We start from the raw sequence: 21,728 nt of genomic DNA, 5'->3' as shown, positions 1-21,728 counted from the left end.
ATATTTAGCGGTATGGCAAAAGTAAAATATTATTACGATTCGGATACGTTATCTTATAGAAAGATAGAAACGAAGAAAGGTAGTATCTATAAAAATACGATTCTGTTGTTATTGGCAGGAGTGCTTCTGATGTTTATTGGGTTTATTGTCTTTAGTCAATTTCTAAAAACTCCCAATGAGTTGGTAAAAGATAGAGAGCTAGAGAATTTGAAGATCAATTATGAATTGATAACGAAAAGAGTTGAAGAGAGTTCTAAGATCTTAACGCAATTACAAGAAAGAGATAACAATATTTATAGGGCATATTTTGAAGCGAATCCAATTCCAGACGAACAAAGGAAAGCAGGATTTGGAGGAGTAAATAGATACGAATATTTAGACGGATTTGAGAATTCTTCTATGATTAAAAAGTTGACGAAAGATATTGATGTGTTGTCCAAACAGATGGTCGTTCAATCTAAGTCTTTAGACGAAATCGTTGCGTTGGCTAAAGAAAAAGAGACCATGTTGGCTTCGATACCTGCTATTATGCCTGTTAAAAAAAGTGATAAGATGTGGATGTCATCAGGATTTAAATATAGAATGCATCCTATTTTAAAGATCAGAAAGTTTCACAAGGGAATGGATTTTACCGCACCAAAAGGAACGCCAATATATGCGTCCGGTAATGGAACTGTGGCTCTAGCCAGAAGAAGTCCTACATTTGGTAAAGTGGTGTATATAGATCATGGATATGGGTATAGAACGATCTATGCGCACATGAGTAAAATTGCCACACGAAGAGGAAGAAAAGTAAAAAGAGGGGATCTGATCGGATATGTAGGAAATACAGGACGTTCCGTAGCACCACATTTGCATTACGAAGTACACAAGAACGGGAGAGCCGTGAACCCTATCTATTACTATTACGGAGATTTGACTCCTCAAGAATTTCTGGCGATGCAGATTGCTGCGGAAGAAGAAGGACAATCCTACGACTAAGGAATTCACTATGCATGTAGACCTACCTGAAAAGAGATACTATAAAATTGGAGAAGTGGCGAAAGCTTTTTCTGTTAATACTTCATTAATTCGTTTTTGGGAAAAAGAGTTTGATATTATCAAACCAAAAAAGAATAAAAAAGGAAATAGACTCTTTACTCCAGACGACATTTCCAACTTCAAATTAATTTATAATCTCGTTAAAGAAAGAGGTTTTACCTTAGAAGGAGCCAAACAAAAGTTGAAGAAAAACCCAGAAGGCGTTGTTAATAATCACGAAATAATTAGTAGATTAGAAGCAGTAAAAGCCGAATTAATTAAAATAAAGAATCAACTTTAAAAAATTCCCATAATGTCAGCAAAGTATGTAGATGTAAATACATTAAAATACATGCTTTATGATGTGCACAAACTAGAGGATTTATTACCAAGAGAGCGTTTCCAAGACCACGATAAAGAGTCATTGGATATGTTCTTAGACTCTGTAAAGGAGTTCGCAGATAGAGAATTATTCCCCTATTTTAAAGAAATGGATGAACATCCAGCATATCATAAGGATGGAAAAGTATATGTGCACGATCAAGTAAAGAAAATGATGTATCAAGGAGGAGAGTTAGGATTGATTTCCGCTCCTTTTGATTATAAAGATGGAGGGATGCAAATTCCTTTGATGACACAGACAGCGGCTTTTTATATGCTCGATGCTGCCAATAATCACTTGCCAGGATATGCAGCGCTCACATCTGGCTCTGCTGAATTAATTATACATTTTGGAAGCAAAAAACTAAATGAAACCTATGTGCCAAATATGCTTTCAGGTGTTTGGAGTGGAACCATGTGTTTAACGGAACCACAAGCAGGAAGTTCTTTATCAGATATTTTGACCAAAGCAATTCCCACTGAGGAAGATCATTATAAGATCAGTGGCCAAAAAATATTTATTTCGGGAGGCGATAATGATTTTACCGAAAACATTATGCATTTAGTTTTGGCTAGAATAGAAGGTGCGCCTAAAGGAACCAAGGGAATATCTTTATTCGTGGTTCCAAAAAATAGACCTACTACAAACGGAGATTTAGAGTTTAATGATGTTACGACTGTTGCAGATTTTCAAAAGCTTGGGCAAAGAGGCTATTGCACAACGCATTTAGGATTTGGAGACGCAGATGACTGCCAAGGTTGGCTTGTTGGAGAGCCTAATAAGGGGTTGCACTATATGTTTCTAATGATGAATGGGGCAAGAATTGCCGTTGGACGTGGAGCATCTGCGATTGCATGCGCTGCCTATTATGCATCATTGAATTATGCGAACGAGCGTGCACAAGGAAGAAAATTATCGAGTGATGGCACAAAAAACTTAGAAGAAGATCAAACGTTGATCATTAATCATCCAGATGTCCGCAGAATGCTACTGCATCAGAAATCAGTAGTCGAAGGCTCAATGAGCTTGGTGATGTTGGCTTCAAAATATTATGACCTTGTCGAAACAGCTACTTCTAAAGAAGAAAAAGAAAAGTATCACACCCTCTTGGAAATGGTTATTCCTATTGTAAAAACCTATCCTTCTGAGGCAGGGTTGCAAGCCGTAAATAATGGAGTGCAAGTGTTAGGGGGCTATGGGTTTTGTACAGACTTTATATTGCAGCAATACTATAGAGATATTCGTATTTTCTCTTTGTATGAAGGAACGACAGGAATTCAGTCTCAAGATTTGTTGGGAAGGAAAGTTCCAATGGATAATGGAAAAGGTCTAGAACTATTGTCCCAAGAAGTGATGAAAACGATCGAAGCAGCAAGTGCTTTTTCTGAGTTGCAGTCACATGCTCAAGTATTGGGAACAAAATTGCAATTGACTCAAAAAGTACTTGGAACTTTGATGCCATTTGCCATGAAAGGTGATTATGAAAGATACTTGGCAGATGCAACTGTTTTTATGGAGTTCCTAAGTTTGGTATTAATGAGTTGGACCTGGCTAGATATCGCAATGAATGCCCACCAATCTATGCAAGATAAAGCATCTAATTTCTCGAATGATTTTTATGAAAGTAAGATTGAGACCATGAAATATTTTTATGCCTATGAGCTGCCAAAAACAACAGGACTTGCGGAGATATTGATGAATCCCGAAACTGTGACAATCAAAAAAGACAAAGAATTTATAGACTAATGAGTACAGTAAATAAACATCTCGATATGTTCAGCGAAAGCTTCAATTTAGAAGATAAGGTAGCCATTATAACCGGTTCAAGTAAAGGGATTGGAAAGGCTATGGCTAAAGGGCTGGCAGAAAAAGGAGCTCAGGTAGTTATTAGTAGTAGAAATCAGGAAGCATGTGATGAAGTGGCTAAGGAATTTACAAGTGAGGGTTTAAAAGCTGTTGGTATTGCTTGTCATATAGGAAAAGAAGAGCAGCGAAAAAGCCTAATTGACAAGACTATTGAAATGTTCGGGCGAATTGATGTATTAGTTAATAATGCGGCAATAAATCCGGTATTTGGACCCATTGAAGAAGTGGACCCAGCCATTTTTGATAAGATCATGGATGTAAACGTAAAGGCACCATGGGCATTGTCTAATTTAGTGCTGCCCCATATGCAAGAAAACAAGAAAGGAAGTATTATCAATATTGCCTCTGTAGAGGCCTTGACTCCAGGTTTTGGATTAGGGTTATACAGTACAAGTAAAGCTGCTTTATTAATGTTGACAAAGAATCAAGCGAAAGAGTGGGGGCAACATGGGATACGAGCGAATGCAGTATGCCCAGGATTGATACAGACTAAGTTTAGTTCGGCATTATGGCAAAATGAAAAGTTATTAAATAAAATAGAAAAAACGATTCCAAGCGGACGCATGGGACAACCAGAAGAAATGGTAGGACTAGCGTGTTTATTAGCTTCCGACGCAGGATCGTATATGACGGGCGGCGTATATACTGCCGATGGTGGTTATATGATAGCGGGATAAGTAAGATACTATGGAAGAAAAATACTGTAAAATGTCATTCCGACAGAACGAAGCGACGAGGAATCTTAAGAAGAGATTTCTCACATTTGTTCGAAATGACAGTCAAAAGAATGAAGCATGAATTTTGAATACTCACAAAAATCAAAAGACGTACAAACAAAACTAAAAGATTTTATAGAAGAACATATTGTTCCTGTTGAAGCTGAGTTTCATGCATTTCAGCAAAACCCAGAGAATCTTTGGAAACGTTGGCCAAAAACCGAAGGGCTCAAACAAAAAGCAAAAGAAACTGGACTATGGAACTTATTTCTACCTGAAGATTATGGAAGTTTAAGTCCAGGGTTAACAAACTTAGAATATGCTCCCTTAGCAGAGATCATGGGAAAACGTATTTGGATCTGCGAGCTATTTAATTGCTCAGCGCCAGATACAGGAAACATGGAAGTTTTGGCAAAATATGGAAGTGATGCACAAAAAGGACGATGGTTAACACCGTTAATGGATGGAGAAATTCGCTCGGCGTTTTTGATGACAGAACCACAAGTTGCCTCTTCGGACGCTACCAATATTGAAACATCTATTGTTTTAGAGGGTGATGAATATGTGATTAACGGAAGAAAATGGTGGTCTTCTGGAGCTATGGATCCGCATTGCAAAGTCGCTATTGTGATGGGAAAAACCGATCCAAAAGCTCCTCGACATCAACAGCAAAGTATGATCTTGGTACCTATGGATACACCTGGATTAAAAATCATCCGGCCTTTATCTGTTTTAGGCTTTTACGATTCGCCGGAAGGGCATGCTGAAATCGAATTAAAAAATGTTAGAGTACCGAAAGAGAACCTTATCCTGGGTGAGGGAAGAGGCTTTGAAATTGCACAAGGGCGTTTAGGCCCTGGTCGAATACATCATTGTATGAGGCTAGTAGGGATGGCACAATATGCATTAGAATTAATGTGTCAAAGAACACTAGAAAGAGAGGCCTTTGGAAAGAAGTTTTATGATTTCAGCAGTATGCGACAGGAAATTGCAAAAGCGCAGTGTGATATTGAACAAGCACGATTACTCACCTTATCTGCTGCAGATAAGATGGATAAAAAAGGAAATAAAGAGGCTAAAGATTTAATTGCTATGATCAAGATCGTGGCACCGAATATGGCCATGGGTGTAATCGACAGCGCCATTCAAATTTTAGGAGGAAAAGGAGTAGGTCCTGATACCCAATTGGCGCATTATTATGCCATTGCCAGAATGCTACGTTTGGCAGATGGGCCCGATGAGGTTCATATGTATCAGCTAGGAAAAAGTTGTATCAAAAAATACGGAAATTCATAACCATGGCTAACCAAAAAGTACGAAAAGGAGAAGAATTACCCGCTAATAAGCTGAAGCTTTATTTACAAAAACATGGCTTAATCTCTTCGGTTGAAAGTGAATTACATGTCACACAATTTACACATGGATATTCTAACCTTACTTATTTGTTGCTGACAGAAGGTAGAGAGTTTGTACTAAGAAGACCACCGTTTGGAGCCATTAAAAGAGGGCATGATATGGGACGTGAGTTTAAGGTGCAATCGGGAGTTCAAAAAGGATTTGATAAAGTGCCAAAAATGGTTGCTTTTGGAGATGACCTCAGCGTAATGGACTGTGAATTTTATGTCATGGAAAAAGTAGATGGAATCATCTTAAATTTTAAAGAAGCACAAAAAAGAAATATTCCATCGGATCAATATAAAGTGATTGCTAATTCGTGGTTGGATACGTTTGTTGAGTTACATCAATTAGATTATAAAGTTATAGGATTGTCTGATTTAGGAAGACCTGAAGGTTATGTAGAACGTCAAGTAACTAATTGGGGAAAGCAATACTTGAAAGCAGCTACGGAAGCTATTCCAGCTGCAGAGAAAGTAATGACCTGGATGAATGCCAATCAGCCCAGAAAATATGAACACTGCTTGATCCATAATGATTATAAGTACGACAATATTGTTTTTAAAGATGATTCGTGGAAAGAAGTTTCTGCTGTTCTGGACTGGGAAATGGCAACGATAGGAGATCCGTTAATGGATCTTGGAACCTCTTTGGGTTATTGGACAGTAGCAACAGATATGGATTTTGTAAAACAAGGTATTCCATCTCCTACGATTTTTGAAGGGAACCCTATTAGAAGTGAGATTGCTGAATTATATGCTCAAAAATCAGGAAGAGATTTGACGGATATTGTTTTTTATTATGCTTTCGGATTGTTTAAAATAGCTGTGATTGCGCAACAAATTTATTATCGATATCATAAAGGATTGACAACAGATCCTCGTTTTGCTAACCTGAACAAAGCGGCTGAATTATGCTGTAATTTGGCGTTAAAATCAATAAAAACGAGCAAAATTGATTAAAAATGAGTGAAAATGACCAAAATGTGAATCATATGGTTTTGGAAAAATTGAAAAGTTTTCCAAAAGATCAACCTGTTTTTATGTTGAATTATTTGAACTATAAGGAACTAGTGGAGACAACAGGAAAAACGGGACAAGAGACCTATTCAGATTATATGAAGGCAGCTATGCCATTTTTTGAACATATTGATGCCGAAATTGTTTTCAAAGGAAAACCGATGGGAACAATTTTAGGTCTACCTGAAGAAAAATTATGGGATGAGGTACTGATTGTAAAGTACGCGTCAAAGTATGAGTTTTTTAAATTACTGCAATTGAAGGAGTATCCTAGAGAACTAAGAGCGTCCGCTTTAGCAGATTCACGTCTAATTTTTTGTAAATAAATTATGAAAGTAAAGGATAAAGTAGTTATCGTAACTGGGGCAGGTTCTGGTATTGGAAACGCCATAGCTAAGCATTTTGCATACCATGGAGCTAAAGTGATAGTTTCCGATATCAATTTAGAAAAAGCAAAGAAAGTTTCAGAAGAGATTGTAACAAATTTCGGAGAGTCACTACCTATAAAGGCAGATGTTGCTAATTACGAGGAAGTAAAAAATTTAATTCAACATGCAGTAACCGCTTATGGTCAATTAGATGTTCTAGTGAATAACGCTGGGGTTGGACCAAAACAAATGGCAAAAACGGCTGAGTATACATTAGAAGATTGGGATGATGTGATTGCCGTGAACCAAACAGGTGTCTTTTATGGTATGCAATTGGCCTTGCAACAGATGACGCAACAAGGTTTTGGAAACATTGTCAATATTGCTTCGCTAGCAGGCTTGAAGGCGTCGCTAAATAACATATCCTATACGGCAAGTAAATTTGCAGTGGTTGGAATGACTAAGTCTGCCGCATTGGAATATGCAAAGACAGGTATTCGGATTAATGCCGTGTGTCCTGGATATACAGAATCTGCGTTATTAGATCAATTATTAGCAACAAGACCCGATATGGATGCGAGATTGAAGAGAATTATTCCCATGCAACGATACGGTGAAGCATCGGAAATTGCAGAAGCAGTAGTTTGGTTAGCTTCTGATAGCACAAAATTTATCACAGGTCAGACCATTACATTGGATGGAGGAACGTCGTTATGAGAAATTTTTTAATCAATATGGGCAAAAAGTGGAGGCATTTTACAACCGTAGCAGATGGCGAGTATTTTTTAATTGATGAAATAAATATTTGGGATCATAAATGGATAGATACAAAACAAAAAGTAAACATTAGGGACCCTCTTTATAATCAAAAATACACTTTCAGTATTTTTGAAATACAAGATGGAAATAAGATAATAAAGTTTATTGCAGGAGAATTTTCTAATTGCGTGTGGGGTATTTATACGCTTGATGGGTAAAAATATTAAATGAAAAAAATAGTATTATTTATCGGATTGTGTTGCTTGGTAAGTTGCACCAACTACGGTCAGCTGGAAGTGACAGCGCATTTACCTAAAAAACTGGAGGAAGTTTCCGGAATTCAGTATTCGGAAAAAGAACAGGCGTTTTGGATGTTGAATGATAGTGGAAACAAACCACATGTGTTTCTAGTATCTGAAAAAGGTAAAATACTTCGAAAGCTAAAGATAGCTGCAAAAAATATAGATTGGGAAGATATTACCAAGGATGACGAGGGAAATATCTATGTTGGTGATTTTGGCAATAATGGAAATCATCGAAAAGATTTAACTATCCTCAAAGTTAATTCGTCAGATTTGACTTCAGGTAAAAAGATTGAGGTAACAAAAATTCAATATTATTATCCTGAACAAAAGAAGTTTCCGCCAAAAAAGAAGAAGATGTATTACGATACAGAAGCCTTTTTTGCTTGGAATGGATACTTCTATATTTTTACTAAGAGTAGGGTAAAAGGAGAAATCGGAAGAACTTTTTTGTATAGAGTTCCGAATCAATCTGGAAACCATGAAGCAACCCGTATTTCAGAATTTACAACGTGCCCGAAACAAGGGTGTTGGATTACAGGAGCAGATATTACTAAAGATGGTAAAAAAGTGGTATTACTAAATCATACATCCGCATGGGTTTTTACGAATTTTAAAGGAGATGATTTCTTTTCAGGTAACTCCAAGAAATATTCTTTTGGACACGATTCTCAAAAAGAATCCATCACTTTTAAGAATACTTCGACGATCTATGTAACGGATGAAGAAAATAGACATGGAGGCAGGAACTTGTATAAGTTCAGTTTGTCTAAGTAGTCTCCAATCCTTAAAGATCCGAACTTTAGCGAATCCTAATACTACTCCTTTAATTGTCTACTACGTTTTTTACTCTATCCGTATTGTCATACTTGGTTAAGGTAAGACGCACAATACTATCTTCTATTGCTTTGAGGTCATGGTAGATGTCACTTTCCAAGGCAATTAGATCCCCTTTTTTCATTTCTGAAGATGTTTCTTGTACTCCAAAATCAATGGCTCCCTCAACAACATTTACTACTATAGGAAATGCTGTTTTATGCTTTTTCATTAACACGCCTTTTTGCATGGAAATCCGTATTTCTTTTGTAAAAGGAGTGTCCAATAGGACATTTATAAGTGGTTTTGTTTTGTGGTATTCAAGATCTTTATAGAGAGATGCAGTTTTCATTTTATGTGTTTTGTTTAACAAATACAAAGATCTTAGATAGCGACTATTTATTTTATGAGTTGAATCATAGGAAATATTATTTTTTCTTCGAATGTCGAATGTACTTTTCCAGCACTACAGCTGTAACAATAAGTGTATAAAATTGCCCGGTCAAACTAACAAGAACTACTGCTTTTTGAGCCATGGGAGTTGCTGGTACAATATCTCCATATCCAATAGTTAAGATTGTAATATAACTAAAGTATAAAAGCGCATCCAATCGATCTGCTATGGTAAATTCTGGAGTGAACAATTGTCCCACAAATGAATCAGGGTTATAGATCTCCAGTGTAGAAAATAGGAAGAATGCCATAAACCCAATGGAAATATAACCACTGATCAAACCTATCATTACCTTGGTATTTACCTTTTTAGATTTCCATACCAGATGGATAATACCATAGGTAACAGAAGCATAAAACAAAAAATAAACAAAAAAGCGTTTTGTTAGGTTGGGTCCGATTCCACTTTCGTTGATGAGATCTATACCGAAAAAGACGAGTGACAAAACAAATAAAGCAGTATAGAACCAAGTAAGAATCTTCCGATGCGAGATCATTAAAAGCCCACTAGCAATATTTATTAAAAATAAAACAGGAACGATCTTTTCCGTAAAAAGTGTGGTGTGGAAAATCAAAGAACCAAATAAAATTGCTAGCTGTGTACCAAAAAAAATGGTAAATCTATTTTTATGCAAAATTTTGTACATACTGTTTATTTAAAATCCGAACCCAACACCAAAAGCAATTCGTAAGCCATCATCTCCGCTGAAAGCAGAGATTCTTGCTGACATCATATTGGCAGCATCAAAGAAAACACCACCTCCAACAGACGTATTCCAATCTCCTGTAGGAAGGTTGTCGATCCAAACTTTTCCATAATCGAATCCTCCGAAAATACCGATGGATAATGGTAATAATCCAGTTTTTACTTTTTTAAGGTTTACCCTGATATCTGAACTTTGATAAAATGAACTTTTTCCTAAAAATCGATCGAATCGATAGGCACGTAAACCGTGTCTTGCACCCAATCTAGCTGCTTGATAGAACTCAAAGTCATCTCCGAAATTAATTTGCCCTGCAAACTTTGTAGCAAAAACAATGTGTCCGCTGCTCGAAAGTTTATAATCAAAGGAAAGCGATGGTTTAAAGTAACTATATCCGGTAGATGCATCTACATTAGAAGTATACCCAAATATCAAATGGGTTTCCATCCCCATAGTGGCAAAAGCAGCGTTGTCTGTGTTCTTAAAATGATAACTCAATTCTCCATTAATGAAATTTTGATTGGTAAACACGCGAGCTGGTAATTCAGGGCTAATATTTACAAACCTGCCAGTTGTATTTTCCACTTCAATAGCCTGATAATTTGCTGAAAGTTTTACTAGAGATCCTAGGTCTCCTTTCCAAAGTAAAGAGGTGCCAAAACGAAGTTGTCTCATTTTAACACGATTATAATCTCTCTCAATCGCGTCATTATCGGGTTCTAAGTTGACAGATTCATTACCGTATCCGAAGAAATTCGTGGCAAAATTAGGACTGGTAAAAGAAGCATTTATGCCCAAATTAGCTCGCCCAACCACATTGGCAAATTCACCATTATAATTAAGTTCAAAACCATTTGTAGCTAAATAATAAGCACCATCAATAGTGTGTTTATAAGTGAACGGATTTCGCTCGAAACCGTGAGCAATATACGTATTTGCCATCCCTATTTTTAATCCATCATCAGGGTTACTCCCTATAGCTGGGAGGTATTGAACAGCATTGTTCTTTAGCTTTTTATGATCATATATATTGGTTTCATAATCATCCGTTAATCGTTTTCTTCCTTTAGTGGTTAAGAATTCACTCTTCTTTGATCTATAGTCATAAATAACAACTTTCTTCCCATTTTTAATATTATAAATGTCCTTATTCTGGCCTCCGATGATCCGTACTTTAATCATGGTATCTCCCTGGCCCTGAACCACAAACATATCGTCATCATCTAAACCATAGATCCAGATCTCTTTAGTATGTTCTCTAGAGTAGGTTTTTTGATGAAAGATATCAGCTTTTTTATCTTTCTTGATACGATATCCAATTACCTTCGTTTTGCCATTAGGCATTCTTTCAATATCAAACCAGTCGTCTTTGTCAGTTCCTTTAACTACTTGAAACTTGTTTACATGTTTAAAGTATGTGTCTGATATTTTTTGAAGGTTTTTCCGTCTTCCTTTTAACTTTCGTTTGATCTCATTGATCGTTTCATCATTCACTTCAGGAGGGAAGTAAGCAAAGGCTTTTTCGATCACGTCATCCGTTAGATTCATAACAATATGAGCTACCTGAGCATCCCAATCTACTTTGGTCGATTCATTGATAAGAGCCATATCTAAAGGGTATGGTTCTAGATTGAAGCCAGCTACATTTTTGAGGTCTTCGTCGTAGGATTGCATTAACGATAAATTCGTAATTACTTTCGTAGCAAAACTCAACAAGAACCCATCCGCCATAATAGAAAAAGCTTGATCTCGATCTCTAGGAACGGGTTTGTAGATCGTTTGTTTTCCTTCTTTAAAAACGGCCCAACGCCACTGATCTTCGTGTCTGTCCCAATCACCTATCAGCATATCAAATAATCGCGCTCTTAAGTATGCTCCTTCATGTACTTTATGTTCTTCATCTGAATGGATCTTCTTTAATAAGTCATCTGTGCTGATCAGTTTATTGGAAAACCCAAAACTTTCTTTATCCCCATGACCTGAAGCTGCACGTTCTTCGATCATGTATAATTCATCTCCAAACGTATTATTAAAAACACCTAAACGTTCTTGTTTTGGAACGTAATATAGTACAGGATTTGTATGAAATACTCCTACAGCGTCTGCTAATGTTCCAATAGTAAACGGAGCATAAGGGTGTGAACCTGTAAAAACATCAAGTAATAATTTTTGGGTGTAGGTATCGTTAAACTGACCTTCAATGTACTGATCTTTAAAAGCTACTGCTTGCAAATATTGTAGCGCGTTTTTGCGCAATGCTCGCATGACATATTCTCTTCCTTGAGCATCTTCTAATCGTAGTGATTTAGATTGATGTCCACCTCCCATACGAACAGGTTTTAACCCTCCGAATAGTGTATCCAATCGAACGGTTGGTGCATGTACGTTCTTGCTGTAATATTCTCTGTAACGATCTCCCCAAAAGAATTTATACGTGTTGCCCTTGGTGGTTTCCTCTTTTGTATAAATAGGGGCAGTAACCGTTGCAGGGAAATCTACAGGGTACTGTATCAAAGTTTGCGCTTTATTCGCTTTTAAAACATAGCTTTCAAATACGGGATTCGCATCATCTAAGGTAAAGAACTGCACTTTAGACGATCCGTCTTTGTACACGATCAGTTTGGCAAAACCTTGCTCTCCATATGCAAATAATCCTCCATTTGATAGTTTTGTAGCACTTGTTTTTGATCCTGAACCGCTTACTATTTGAGGAATATTATCCTGAACCATGTATTGTAAACTATGTTCATGTCCGGATACAAAGATTGTTTTGTCATTTTCCTGAGATAAGGTTACAATTCTCCTTTTTAACTCATTATACCTTTTGTTTTGTTGATCTGCATTAGAAACGCCAGTCGTTTTTCTAAGCACATTCTTGAGCGTTCCAAGTATAGGTGCAGGAGTCATATGACTTTTAAATGAGTATTTTCCTGCATGAGAACCTTGCGTAAACATAGGGTGATGCATGGCAATAATGGTGGTTTTACCTCTTGCTTTTTTGATCAATCCTTCTAGTTCATCGAAGAATTTGGCTCTGGTTTTTATTTCACAATTATCATTGATCTTTGGGTGGTTATTCCAATTTGTAAGATACCATTGTGTATCTATTACGATCATGTCAATATCCTTTGAAACCTTTACACGGTCTAACGGGCATCCGTTTTCGGGCAAAAAAGTATTCTTTCCTAAGGCTTTTTCAACGAGCTTTTCTTGCCGCTTCAAACCATCTAAACCATGATACCAGTCATGATTTCCAGGAATCACATATGCATTTCCTTTAAAGTTTTTTGCAATATTGGTCTGGGCTTCCATTCTATATTTTGCTAAAGCATAATTTTTTGAACTTTTCGGTGGAATACCTAAAGGATATACATTATCTCCTAAAAAAAGAAGGGTTGCGTTTTCGTTTGCTTCCTGTATTTCTTTTGACAAAACATCTAATGCTTTTGTACTTTCATTCATTTCCGCATTTCCAGCGTCACCAATTAAATAAAAGGTATGAGAGATCTCTTTTGCAGGACTTTTTGGAATTGAAGCTTTCTGAGCAAATTGAGCTTTATAAGTTGCACATGCGGAAAGTAGTAAAAGACATGTAGCGAAGAGTACTTTTTGTAAATACCTCATAATGTTAGTTGATGGATTAAACCAGTATTTATACTATAATTTCTGTATAAAAGATAACACCTCTTTCCAATGTTCTATGCACAGGACACCTGGAAGCGATCTCTTTTAATCGTTGTTGTTGACTAGCATCTAAGTTACCAACAAATTTTAATTTTTTACTAATATGATCTAAATATCCTGGATTTTCAGTTTCAATATCTAGATCATCACTATGTTTCTTTAAGTTAGTAATATAGACAAACACCTCTTTCAAATCCCATTTTTTACGTTGTGCATACATCTTTAGGGTCATCATTGTACAGGCGGCTAAGGATGCATTTAAAAGATCATAAGGTGAAGGCCCGAAGTCATCACCAATACCAGCAGGTTCATCTGCGACCAGTGAATGATTTTTGGTTTGCAAGTACGACGTAAAGTTATCTTCTACTAGATTTAAATGTCCGACTAACTTTTCACCTTCCGTATCTAACATTTTATTTTCTTTTAGCGGAAAATAGCGTTGTACCCAAGTACCTATAATAGTACCGACATATCTACTATCCTTCGGATCCATTAGAAGGTGATCTGCTCCGTCTAACGATACAAAACTTTTAGGGTGATGAGCACTTGTATACAGTTGCTGTGCATTTTCTATGCCGACGGTTTTGTCAAAAGGCGCATGCATGATCAATAATGGTTTACGCAAACCTTTTACAATGTTAGGTAGATCGATTTTATCGAAATCGGCAACAAAATCCTTGTTTATATTGAAAGGTCGTCCTCCAATATTTACTTCGACATTTCCCTTTTCTGGAATCTCATCAATACCATGAGAAAATAAATGTTTCACATGACCTACGGTTGCAGGAGCTCCAATGGTAGCCACTGCTTTAACATCTTCTAGCATGGAAGCTGCTACTAGAACAGCCGCGCCCCCTAAAGAATGTCCAACCAGTAATGATGGAGCATTATATTCTTTTGAAATATATTCATGTACATCGAGGAGATCATCGACATTTGCCGAAAAATAGCTGTCTGCAAATTCACCTTCACTTCTTCCTAATCCGGTAAAGTCGAAACGGATGACTCCGAATCCATCCTGAGTTAAAGTTCTACTAACGTTTCTCACCGCTGATAAACTGGCACTGCACGTAAAACAGTGCGCAAAAATGGCGTAGTAATTTGGTCTCTGATTGGCAGGGAGCTCTAAATGTGCATTTAACGTGATCCCTTTTCTATTTTGAATGTTTAACTTTATACTCTTCATCGATTTCTAGTAAATGTGATATTTTTTCATTGTTCACTTGATCTGAAAATTGCGTTTGTAAGATCTTGATCTTTGGATCGATATACGTTTTACAAAACGGCTTTTCAGGGTTGTTATAATAATAATTTAGGATCTCCTCTCTTGATGATTTAAAAGCATGATAAGAGATTACCTCTGTTATGATCTTTGACGAAGAGCTCTTTTCTAACTTTCTTAGAATCTCTTTGGCATCTTTTCGCTGAGCATCCGAGAATGTATATATGGCAGATCTATATTTCGGACGCATCGAATGATCGCTCATACTTTTATGAGTCAATACGTGAATTTCTAATAAGATATGTAGCGGAATGATGGCTGAATCAAATTCTATAATAGCACCTTCTGAAAATGAAGATGCATATTGCTTTGAAGCAATATACCCTTGTGCTACATTCGATACTCCTTTTAGAGATTGGAAGACCGCTTCGGTGCACCAATGACATCCTCCGCCTAAACCTATTTTTTCCATGTGATTATGAACTACATGATAACATTGAGCAGCCTACTTTGGTTCTGGCCCATTCAGGCCTTTTCGCAAACCATTCGTCATACTCTGGTTGTTCGTCGTATGGTTTTTTTAACAATTGATAGAACTCTTCAATCAACCCATAATTACCTTGATTCGCATCATCAATGGCTAATTGTGCCATATAGTTTCGCAGTACATATTTTGGATTGACCAGATTCATGTTAGTTTGACGTTCCGTATCCGAGATACTTTCAATTTGTAAACGCTCTTTATATGCATCAAGCCAATTTGTCCACTTTGTAACCATAGCATCAGAGAGCTTTTCTTCATAGAAAGCATCTTTAATAATAGTTATTTGTGTTGCGTTATTCTTTTGGAATTTTGAGAGATTTCTAAAGAAAATAGTCATATCCGTTTCTGTACCTTGCAATACGTCTTCCAATTCTTGAATGAGAGAAAGATCGCTTTTGTCTTTCATCATCAAGCCTAGTTTGGCACGCATCATTTCTAACGACCTATGTTCAAAATCAATCTTATATGATTCTAAAATAGCCTCTAAAGGTTTGGCTTCTTCAACCAAAGGATATAAGGCGTTTGCTAATTGATACAGATTCCATAGTCCGATGTTTGGCTGATTGCCATATCGGTATCTTTTGTGTTGACTGTCAGTTGTATTGGGAGTCCAACCAAAATCAAATCCTTCTAACCAACCATAAGGACCATAATCTATGGTCAATCCCAGTATCGACATATTGTCCGTATTCATTACACCATGCACAAACCCAACACGTTGCCAATGAATGATCATGTCTAATGTTTTATTAGCAACTTCTTTAAAAAAGGCAATGTATCCTTCTTTGGACGGTATTCCTAGTTTTGGAAAATGATGTGTAATGGTATAATCTACCAGAGTTTTTAAATTCTTGACGTCGTTTCTTGCAGCAAAGATCTCATAGTTGCCGAAACGTAAAAATGATTCAGCTACTCTAGAAACAATGGCTCCTTTTTCATATGCCGAATTTCCGTCATACATCATATCTCGTAATACTTGATCGCCTGTTAAACTCAACGATAAAGCCCTAGTGGTAGGAACTCCTAAATGATACATGGCTTCACTACATAGGTACTCTCTTATAGAAGATCTTAAAACTGCTAATCCATCTGCAGTTCTAGAGTAGGGAGTTTCTCCAGCACCTTTTAACTGCAACATCCATGTTTTGTTGTTGTGTTCGATTTCCGTAAGATTAATTGCTCTACCATCTCCTAGTTGCCCTGCCCAATGCCCAAATTGATGTCCGCCATAGCACATGGCAAACGGACGCGTATTTGGAAAAACAGTATTTCCTGTTATGATATTCAGAAATTCTTTTGTGGATGCATCCTTTTCAGAGATTCCAAGAGTTTCCGCCATTTCCTTAGATACATGGACTAAAGAAGGGCTTTTTGTTTTTTTAGGGAGAACAAACGAAAAGCAAGCTTCTTTAACCTGTCTTCTTGTATTCGCGATGACAGGGTCAGCAGGAAGCTTTGATATAAATGTATTCTTAAGGTTTAGTTTCATGTTAATATATCAATCCATTTTAGTAATTCAGCGTCTGATGGATTTCTCAGTTTTTTATGATCCAATGTAATTGTAGGGAAATTCAGCTTACCATTCGTGTATAAGCTTCGCAAAGCAGCAGCGTACGTATCGTTTTTCTCTACATCTAAAAATACGAAATCTATGTTATGATCTTTAAAGAAGCGGATATAATGTTGTGTTTTATGACATCTGTCCGCTCCATATATGGTACTATCCATTACTTTAGTTTATCTGAATGTAGTTTTCGGAGCTTTTGTAGTTTTGGTGTAATTACAAAACTACAATACCCTTGATTCTGATTGTTTTTATAATAATCTTGATGTTCTTGCTCGGCTTCATAAAATGTAGGAACCGAACTTATTTCTGTTACTATTTTTGCATCAAAAACAGATTCCAGAGCAGTTGTCACTTTTTCTGCTATTCTCTGTTGTTGATCATTATGATAATAAATAACAGATCTGTATTGTGTTCCTACATCGGCTCCTTGTCTATTTAATTGAGTAGGGTCGTGTGTGGTCATAAATATGATCAATACATCTTCGTAGGATATAATATTGGCATCAAATGTTATTTGCACTACTTCTGCGTGACCTGTTAATCCCGAACAAACTTCTCGATAGGTTGGTTTGCCAGGAACATTTCCACCTGCATAACCAGATACTACTTTTTCGACTCCTTTTACTTCTAAGAAGACAGCTTCGGTACACCAGAAACATCCTGCCCCTAGTGTAGCTAATTGAATATCCTTAGACATTGTTTTCTGTTTTAAGCGTCATAGATTCTGAGTTGATACAATACCGTAATCCGCTCGGTTCTGGTCCATCAGGAAATATATGGCCTAGATGTGCATCACAAGTATTACATAACACTTCTACTCGAACCATTCCGTAAGATGTATCTTTTACATATTGGATAGCATTTTCCTGAATGGGCTGTGTAAAACTTGGCCAGCCAGAACTAGAGTTAAACTTAATGGTTGAATCAAACAGGTCTGTTTGACAACAAACGCATTGATAGGTTCCTTCTTCAAAGATGGAACACAGTGCTCCGGTATGAGGTCTTTCGGTTCCTTTAAGTCTAGTAATTCTGAATTGTTCAGGAGTAAGTATCTTTTTCCATTCGTCTTCAGTTTTTTCGACTCTTTTAGAAGGAACAGGGTTCCCGTTTACAGCATAATCAATGACATTTTTCCAGGTAATCATATACTTTTTATTTTAAACTAAGTTACTAATTAAATGTGGCAATATTAACCTAACTTTAGACGTTAAAGACCCTGTTTCCTTACAGATAGAAACTATCAAATAATTTATTTTTAATTTAGCATAAATACTTTTTTATGGAGCAACTTATTTTAGAGACAGAAAAATATGTTTCGTCATTATTAAATGATAGTCTTCCGCGTGAATTTGTGTATCATAACCTAAGTCATACACAACGTGTGGTGGCGGCAACGAAGCAGATTGTTGAAGCAGAGGGTGTAGAGGGAGCACAGGCTCATAAGTTGATCTTAACTGCTTGGTTTCATGATACGGGGTATACAAAAGGAAAGGATAATCATGAAGAGGCAAGTGTTGCTATTGCAAAAGCGTTTTTAAAAGAACATGACATTTCTGATGCGCTTATCGATGAGATATCGCATTTAATTATGGCTACCAAAATGGGGTATGAACCTCTAAATAATTTGGAGAAGATAATCAGAGATGCTGATTGTTCTCATTTTCCTGAAAAGAACTATTCTGAGATAAGTGAGCTATTGCGAAGAGAGTGGGAGGTTGTTCAGGATAAAAAGTATACGAATATTGAATGGATTCAGGAGAACATTTCCTTTTTTACAAAACATCATAGATTCTACACTGATTATGCCCTAGAAAACTGGCAGGCTGGAAAGGATAAAAACTTAGCTTCCCTATTCAAGTCATTATCTAAGCAAGAAAAAGAGGAAAAGAAAGCTAAAAAGCAAGCAGAAGAATTGGCGTTAAAAAAGAATAAGGCCAAGTTGCCAGAGCGTGGAATTGAAACTATGTTTAGAGTAACACTACGAAATCATATTACCTTAAGTGATATTGCCGATACAAAGGCAAACATTTTACTTTCCGTAAATGCCATTATTGTTTCACTAGCGCTTTCTAACCTATTACCTAAACTGGACAATCCTTCTAATAGCTATTTGATCATTCCAACGATTATTTTTGTATTATTTACCATTATATCTATGGTATTGTCTGTATTGGCGACCAGACCTAATGTAACGAGTGGAAAGTTCACGAAACAGGATGTTGAGAACAAAAAGGTGAACTTATTGTTTTTCGGAAATTTTCATAAGATGAAATTAGAAGAGTTTGAGTGGGCTATGAACGAACTCATGCAAGACAAAGACTACTTATACGGTTCTATGACAAAGGATTTGTATTTTCTAGGTAAAGTACTGAATAGAAAATATAGTATTTTAAGAACAACCTATACCGTCTTTATTATCGGTATAATCATTTCCGTGATTGCCTTCGCTCTTTCATTCAAGATGCAAGAGGTTGCTGTATAGCTAATGATTATAAACTATAATTGAATTTCTTTTATAAGGTCTTGAAGTGTAATCGTATCCGATTCATCAAAATTTTCTTGATATACCACTTCAGCACGCAACGCTTTCAGCCCAGATACACCTTGAAGGTCTTCCAACTCTAGTTTTTCAACCTTTCCAAGGAATTTCTTTGACTGCAAGTATTTCACATACTTTAAATATTCAATAGCATCTTTGTCTTGAGAGTAAACAATAGAGATTTTTCCAGGAACTGTTAATCGTTCATCGGTACCTTTTATATGTGCTTTGTCTATTCGTTTTTTAATGATTTCATAACGAATATTGTAAGCTCCATCTACATCGAATTGTTTTTCATCCATTCTAAATCGAATCGCCAACGGATTACTATGAACTAAGATTAGAGAAGCAACTCTAAGATCATGACTCATACATTTTCTTATGGCAAATGCGACATTTTCCATTTCACACATCAGTTGCAACTGCCACAAACGGAGATTGTACAAGTATAATGGGTCAAACGTCTTGTTTTTTACTAGGGATTGACCAATGTACATATCATGCTCTACACCATCTGTTTTATATCGTTCAAAATAATGCGGAAACATTTCTTGTGCTTCGTGCTGCTTGGTATCTATAAACTTACCTAATTTATCGTTTAGCAATGAAACACTATCCTCATATGCTTTTCTTCTTTCGTACACCACATGTAGATCCTTATCCAAACGCTCCATATAAATGTCAACTTCGTTAGCAAGCGTTTTACTAAGCTCTTTTATGTGTTTAAAAACGGGGTAAATATCTCTTTTCAAGAAATCTAGAATACCAACTTCATCACCTGCGTTCAAGCCGTCTTTAACATTCGATAGATACCCATCTACACGAAACATAAGCTCTTTATAGATTGGTAAGTTCTCGGTCTCACAGGCATGTTTTAACACATTGATCGCTAACGTGAGTTGCGTAGTCAAATCTTCCTTAATGGCTTCATTTCTTGCTGTTGAAGAACCTTTAATATCAGCTTGCCCAAATAAAGGATATACATCGTTAAAAACAATTTGATCCGGTTTTATGTCTTCTTTATGATTTTGAAGTTCTTGCTGATATTTTTCCGCAGCTTCTATAAATCGCCATTTTACTGAGTCGTGCAATGTCGTATAGTGCTCTTGAATGGTAGCTTCAATCACGTTTTGCATTTCCTCCGTGGCTCTTTCTACTGCTGCTTCAAAAGCGGGAAGTATATCTTTTAGTTTGTTCTGATTGATAGAATTTAGCTCAAAAGGTCTTGGAGAGGCAATCTCTAATACCGCCAGGTCCTGACCATTGGAAGCTTTGATCGGAATTAAAATAATACTGCCTATACCAACATTCTTCAATTGTTCGTAGAAAGGATTTTTGCCAGACATTTGACCATATTTCTCCACATCTGAAATAGCAATGGTTTCGTAGTCTTTAAATATTTTACCTATTACATGATGGCAAAAGTAATCTGAACAAGAAACAGCTGCAGTATTATTGAACAAGATACTCTCGGAGATCTTTATTCTGGCTTTATTTAAATCGTCATTAACATTGAAAACGGAGAAACCAAGCATTAAATCTTTAATAGCGAAGAATTCACGCAAATTGTGCTGTAATTCCTGATTTAGATTATCACCACTTTTTAATAAGTTGGTTCGTATTGAAGAAATCGTTTCGTCGGCAGTTACATCAAAAAGATTCATAATACCAAAACCTTTAAAAATATAACTGTTTGGCGGGAATTTTTCCTTCCAAACTTCTAAATTATCGAAGTTGTCCAATAACTCTTTATAATCTTTATCTGTAATCTTAGGAGCATTTTCTGTTGCGATCACCTCGGAAAAATCACCGTTAAACGCCGCTCTATAATGCCTTGTTGTTCCTGATTTTTGATCTGGAATATCAAAGAAGAAAGGCCTTTTTATATCCATGGAATACCCATAATAATAGCTCATAATAAACGTACAAGCCATTATGTACATGGAATCTTCTTCAAAATTACGAACGTTTAATTCATAATTCTCTCCTGCATTTTCTAAGATATTTTCAAAACGAGTTGTAAATTTAAATGAGGTAAAAGAAAACGGAACACTCGCCGCTTTAATCTCATTTAAAAGTAATGGCTCTGGAAATAAAGGCTCTAATAATAATTCTACTTGTTCTTTATATTTATCCAACAAAGAGAAGTCGGAAAAACCATCGAACAACTCAGGATATTTTTTGAACTCTGCTACCATATCTATAGCAGATTTATGATATGGATGTTCAATAAACTCCGGCGAAGCATATTTTTCAAAAACAGTAAACACTTTCTTAAAAGAAATGTTTAGCTGCATGGGCAACTCCATATCCTCGTTTAAGTTTGACTTTACTATTTTCATGATTCAATCGATTTATACTGCAAATTTACG

At 36.3% G+C, this 21,728-nt stretch carries 21 protein-coding genes; 11 read left to right on the top strand and 10 right to left on the bottom strand.

What is annotated here, in order from left to right; translation table 11 throughout:
* Nucleotides 1-12 precede the first annotated feature (12 nt).
* The 10 genes from RQM59_RS01070 to RQM59_RS01025 all read left to right on the top strand — a co-directional run bounded on the left by RQM59_RS01070 (nt 13) and on the right by RQM59_RS01025 (nt 8,604).
* Nucleotides 13-981: a M23 family metallopeptidase gene (locus RQM59_RS01070; protein WP_349240204.1), complete on the top strand. Its 969-nt coding sequence runs from the start codon at nt 13-15 to the stop codon at nt 979-981.
* Nucleotides 982-991: 10 nt separating this feature from the next.
* A complete protein-coding gene (locus RQM59_RS01065; RefSeq protein ID WP_349240203.1) occupies nt 992-1,321 on the top strand; it encodes a MerR family transcriptional regulator in 330 nt (109 codons plus the stop codon).
* A 12-nt stretch (nt 1,322-1,333) separates the two neighbouring features.
* On the top strand, nt 1,334-3,148 hold the full coding sequence (locus RQM59_RS01060; RefSeq protein WP_349240202.1) for an acyl-CoA dehydrogenase family protein: 1,815 nt from the start codon (nt 1,334-1,336) through the stop codon (nt 3,146-3,148).
* The gene (locus tag RQM59_RS01055; RefSeq protein ID WP_349240201.1) at nt 3,148-3,945 is read left to right on the top strand and encodes an SDR family NAD(P)-dependent oxidoreductase; all 798 of its coding nucleotides are present in this window, start codon (nt 3,148-3,150) and stop codon (nt 3,943-3,945) included. Before RQM59_RS01060 ends, RQM59_RS01055 begins: the two co-directional genes overlap by 1 nt.
* A gap of 117 nt (nt 3,946-4,062) precedes the next feature.
* On the top strand, nt 4,063-5,280 hold the full coding sequence (locus RQM59_RS01050; protein ID WP_349240200.1) for an acyl-CoA dehydrogenase family protein: 1,218 nt from the start codon (nt 4,063-4,065) through the stop codon (nt 5,278-5,280).
* A gap of 2 nt (nt 5,281-5,282) precedes the next feature.
* Nucleotides 5,283-6,341: a phosphotransferase family protein gene (locus RQM59_RS01045; RefSeq protein WP_349240199.1), complete on the top strand. Its 1,059-nt coding sequence runs from the start codon at nt 5,283-5,285 to the stop codon at nt 6,339-6,341.
* Nucleotides 6,342-6,343: 2 nt separating this feature from the next.
* Nucleotides 6,344-6,724 carry a hypothetical protein gene (locus tag RQM59_RS01040; RefSeq protein WP_349240198.1) on the top strand — a complete coding sequence of 127 codons (381 nt, stop codon included), beginning with the start codon at nt 6,344-6,346 and terminating at the stop codon, nt 6,722-6,724.
* A 3-nt stretch (nt 6,725-6,727) separates the two neighbouring features.
* Nucleotides 6,728-7,483, top strand: coding sequence for an SDR family NAD(P)-dependent oxidoreductase (locus RQM59_RS01035; RefSeq protein WP_349240197.1), 756 nt, complete (start codon nt 6,728-6,730; stop codon nt 7,481-7,483).
* A gap of 17 nt (nt 7,484-7,500) precedes the next feature.
* Nucleotides 7,501-7,743 (top strand): hypothetical protein, encoded by a 243-nt coding sequence (locus RQM59_RS01030; RefSeq protein WP_349240196.1) that lies wholly within the window; start codon nt 7,501-7,503, stop codon nt 7,741-7,743.
* A 9-nt stretch (nt 7,744-7,752) separates the two neighbouring features.
* Nucleotides 7,753-8,604: a hypothetical protein gene (locus tag RQM59_RS01025; RefSeq protein ID WP_349240195.1), complete on the top strand. Its 852-nt coding sequence runs from the start codon at nt 7,753-7,755 to the stop codon at nt 8,602-8,604.
* 49 nt (nt 8,605-8,653) lie between these two features.
* Here the strand turns inward: RQM59_RS01025 and RQM59_RS01020 are convergent, their stop codons facing one another.
* From RQM59_RS01020 to msrB, 9 genes are all read right to left on the bottom strand, one after another.
* Complete coding sequence (locus RQM59_RS01020) at nt 8,654-8,995, bottom strand: cupin domain-containing protein (RefSeq protein WP_349240194.1); 342 nt, start codon at nt 8,993-8,995, stop codon at nt 8,654-8,656.
* Between the two features lie 76 nt (nt 8,996-9,071).
* Nucleotides 9,072-9,743, bottom strand: a complete 672-nt coding sequence (locus RQM59_RS01015; RefSeq protein WP_349240193.1) for an ion channel — start codon at nt 9,741-9,743, stop codon at nt 9,072-9,074.
* Nucleotides 9,744-9,752: 9 nt separating this feature from the next.
* The gene (locus RQM59_RS01010; protein ID WP_349240192.1) at nt 9,753-13,424 is read right to left on the bottom strand and encodes a metallophosphoesterase; all 3,672 of its coding nucleotides are present in this window, start codon (nt 13,422-13,424) and stop codon (nt 9,753-9,755) included.
* Between the two features lie 28 nt (nt 13,425-13,452).
* Nucleotides 13,453-14,670: a bifunctional alpha/beta hydrolase/OsmC family protein gene (locus RQM59_RS01005; protein ID WP_349240191.1), complete on the bottom strand. Its 1,218-nt coding sequence runs from the start codon at nt 14,668-14,670 to the stop codon at nt 13,453-13,455.
* Nucleotides 14,639-15,178, bottom strand: a complete 540-nt coding sequence (locus RQM59_RS01000) for a peptide-methionine (S)-S-oxide reductase (RefSeq protein WP_349240190.1) — start codon at nt 15,176-15,178, stop codon at nt 14,639-14,641. Before RQM59_RS01000 ends, RQM59_RS01005 begins: the two co-directional genes overlap by 32 nt.
* Before the next feature lie 4 nt (nt 15,179-15,182).
* On the bottom strand, nt 15,183-16,739 hold the full coding sequence (locus RQM59_RS00995) for a protein adenylyltransferase SelO (RefSeq protein ID WP_349240189.1): 1,557 nt from the start codon (nt 16,737-16,739) through the stop codon (nt 15,183-15,185).
* Nucleotides 16,736-16,978, bottom strand: a complete 243-nt coding sequence (locus RQM59_RS00990) for a glutaredoxin family protein (RefSeq protein ID WP_349240188.1) — start codon at nt 16,976-16,978, stop codon at nt 16,736-16,738. Before RQM59_RS00990 ends, RQM59_RS00995 begins: the two co-directional genes overlap by 4 nt.
* Nucleotides 16,978-17,514: a peptide-methionine (S)-S-oxide reductase MsrA gene (gene msrA / locus RQM59_RS00985; protein WP_349240187.1), complete on the bottom strand. Its 537-nt coding sequence runs from the start codon at nt 17,512-17,514 to the stop codon at nt 16,978-16,980. The genes RQM59_RS00990 and msrA overlap by 1 nt, the downstream gene beginning before the upstream one ends.
* Nucleotides 17,507-17,962 (bottom strand): peptide-methionine (R)-S-oxide reductase MsrB, encoded by a 456-nt coding sequence (gene msrB, locus RQM59_RS00980; protein WP_349240186.1) that lies wholly within the window; start codon nt 17,960-17,962, stop codon nt 17,507-17,509. Before msrB ends, msrA begins: the two co-directional genes overlap by 8 nt.
* 134 nt (nt 17,963-18,096) lie before the next feature.
* On the opposite strand from msrB, the gene RQM59_RS00975 reads away from it, so the two are divergent.
* Nucleotides 18,097-19,299: a Pycsar system effector family protein gene (locus RQM59_RS00975; RefSeq protein WP_349240185.1), complete on the top strand. Its 1,203-nt coding sequence runs from the start codon at nt 18,097-18,099 to the stop codon at nt 19,297-19,299.
* 14 nt (nt 19,300-19,313) lie between these two features.
* Here RQM59_RS00975 and RQM59_RS00970 read toward each other — a convergent pair whose 3' ends face one another.
* Nucleotides 19,314-21,698, bottom strand: a complete 2,385-nt coding sequence (locus tag RQM59_RS00970) for a GAF domain-containing protein (RefSeq protein ID WP_349240184.1) — start codon at nt 21,696-21,698, stop codon at nt 19,314-19,316.
* Nucleotides 21,699-21,728 lie beyond the last annotated feature (30 nt).

It is taken from the genome of Asprobacillus argus (assembly GCF_032248395.1).
In the GTDB taxonomy this organism is placed as follows: Bacteria; Bacteroidota; Bacteroidia; order Flavobacteriales; family Flavobacteriaceae; genus Polaribacter; species Polaribacter argus.
Note: the sequence above shows the minus strand (reverse complement) of the source record. Positions and strands in the feature narration are given on the sequence as shown.

Coding starts and splice junctions, on each gene's coding strand:
- RQM59_RS01070 (WP_349240204.1), top strand. CDS start 13: ATGGCAAAAGTAAAATATTATTACGATTCGGATACGTTATCTTATAGA.
- RQM59_RS01065 (WP_349240203.1), top strand. CDS start 992: ATGCATGTAGACCTACCTGAAAAGAGATACTATAAAATTGGAGAAGTG.
- RQM59_RS01060 (WP_349240202.1), top strand. CDS start 1,334: ATGTCAGCAAAGTATGTAGATGTAAATACATTAAAATACATGCTTTAT.
- RQM59_RS01055 (WP_349240201.1), top strand. CDS start 3,148: ATGAGTACAGTAAATAAACATCTCGATATGTTCAGCGAAAGCTTCAAT.
- RQM59_RS01050 (WP_349240200.1), top strand. CDS start 4,063: ATGAATTTTGAATACTCACAAAAATCAAAAGACGTACAAACAAAACTA.
- RQM59_RS01045 (WP_349240199.1), top strand. CDS start 5,283: ATGGCTAACCAAAAAGTACGAAAAGGAGAAGAATTACCCGCTAATAAG.
- RQM59_RS01040 (WP_349240198.1), top strand. CDS start 6,344: ATGAGTGAAAATGACCAAAATGTGAATCATATGGTTTTGGAAAAATTG.
- RQM59_RS01035 (WP_349240197.1), top strand. CDS start 6,728: ATGAAAGTAAAGGATAAAGTAGTTATCGTAACTGGGGCAGGTTCTGGT.
- RQM59_RS01030 (WP_349240196.1), top strand. CDS start 7,501: ATGGGCAAAAAGTGGAGGCATTTTACAACCGTAGCAGATGGCGAGTAT.
- RQM59_RS01025 (WP_349240195.1), top strand. CDS start 7,753: ATGAAAAAAATAGTATTATTTATCGGATTGTGTTGCTTGGTAAGTTGC.
- RQM59_RS01020 (WP_349240194.1), bottom strand. CDS start 8,995: ATGAAAACTGCATCTCTCTATAAAGATCTTGAATACCACAAAACAAAA.
- RQM59_RS01015 (WP_349240193.1), bottom strand. CDS start 9,743: ATGTACAAAATTTTGCATAAAAATAGATTTACCATTTTTTTTGGTACA.
- RQM59_RS01010 (WP_349240192.1), bottom strand. CDS start 13,424: ATGAGGTATTTACAAAAAGTACTCTTCGCTACATGTCTTTTACTACTT.
- RQM59_RS01005 (WP_349240191.1), bottom strand. CDS start 14,670: ATGAAGAGTATAAAGTTAAACATTCAAAATAGAAAAGGGATCACGTTA.
- RQM59_RS01000 (WP_349240190.1), bottom strand. CDS start 15,178: ATGGAAAAAATAGGTTTAGGCGGAGGATGTCATTGGTGCACCGAAGCG.
- RQM59_RS00995 (WP_349240189.1), bottom strand. CDS start 16,739: ATGAAACTAAACCTTAAGAATACATTTATATCAAAGCTTCCTGCTGAC.
- RQM59_RS00990 (WP_349240188.1), bottom strand. CDS start 16,978: ATGGATAGTACCATATATGGAGCGGACAGATGTCATAAAACACAACAT.
- msrA (WP_349240187.1), bottom strand. CDS start 17,514: ATGTCTAAGGATATTCAATTAGCTACACTAGGGGCAGGATGTTTCTGG.
- msrB (WP_349240186.1), bottom strand. CDS start 17,962: ATGATTACCTGGAAAAATGTCATTGATTATGCTGTAAACGGGAACCCT.
- RQM59_RS00975 (WP_349240185.1), top strand. CDS start 18,097: ATGGAGCAACTTATTTTAGAGACAGAAAAATATGTTTCGTCATTATTA.
- RQM59_RS00970 (WP_349240184.1), bottom strand. CDS start 21,698: ATGAAAATAGTAAAGTCAAACTTAAACGAGGATATGGAGTTGCCCATG.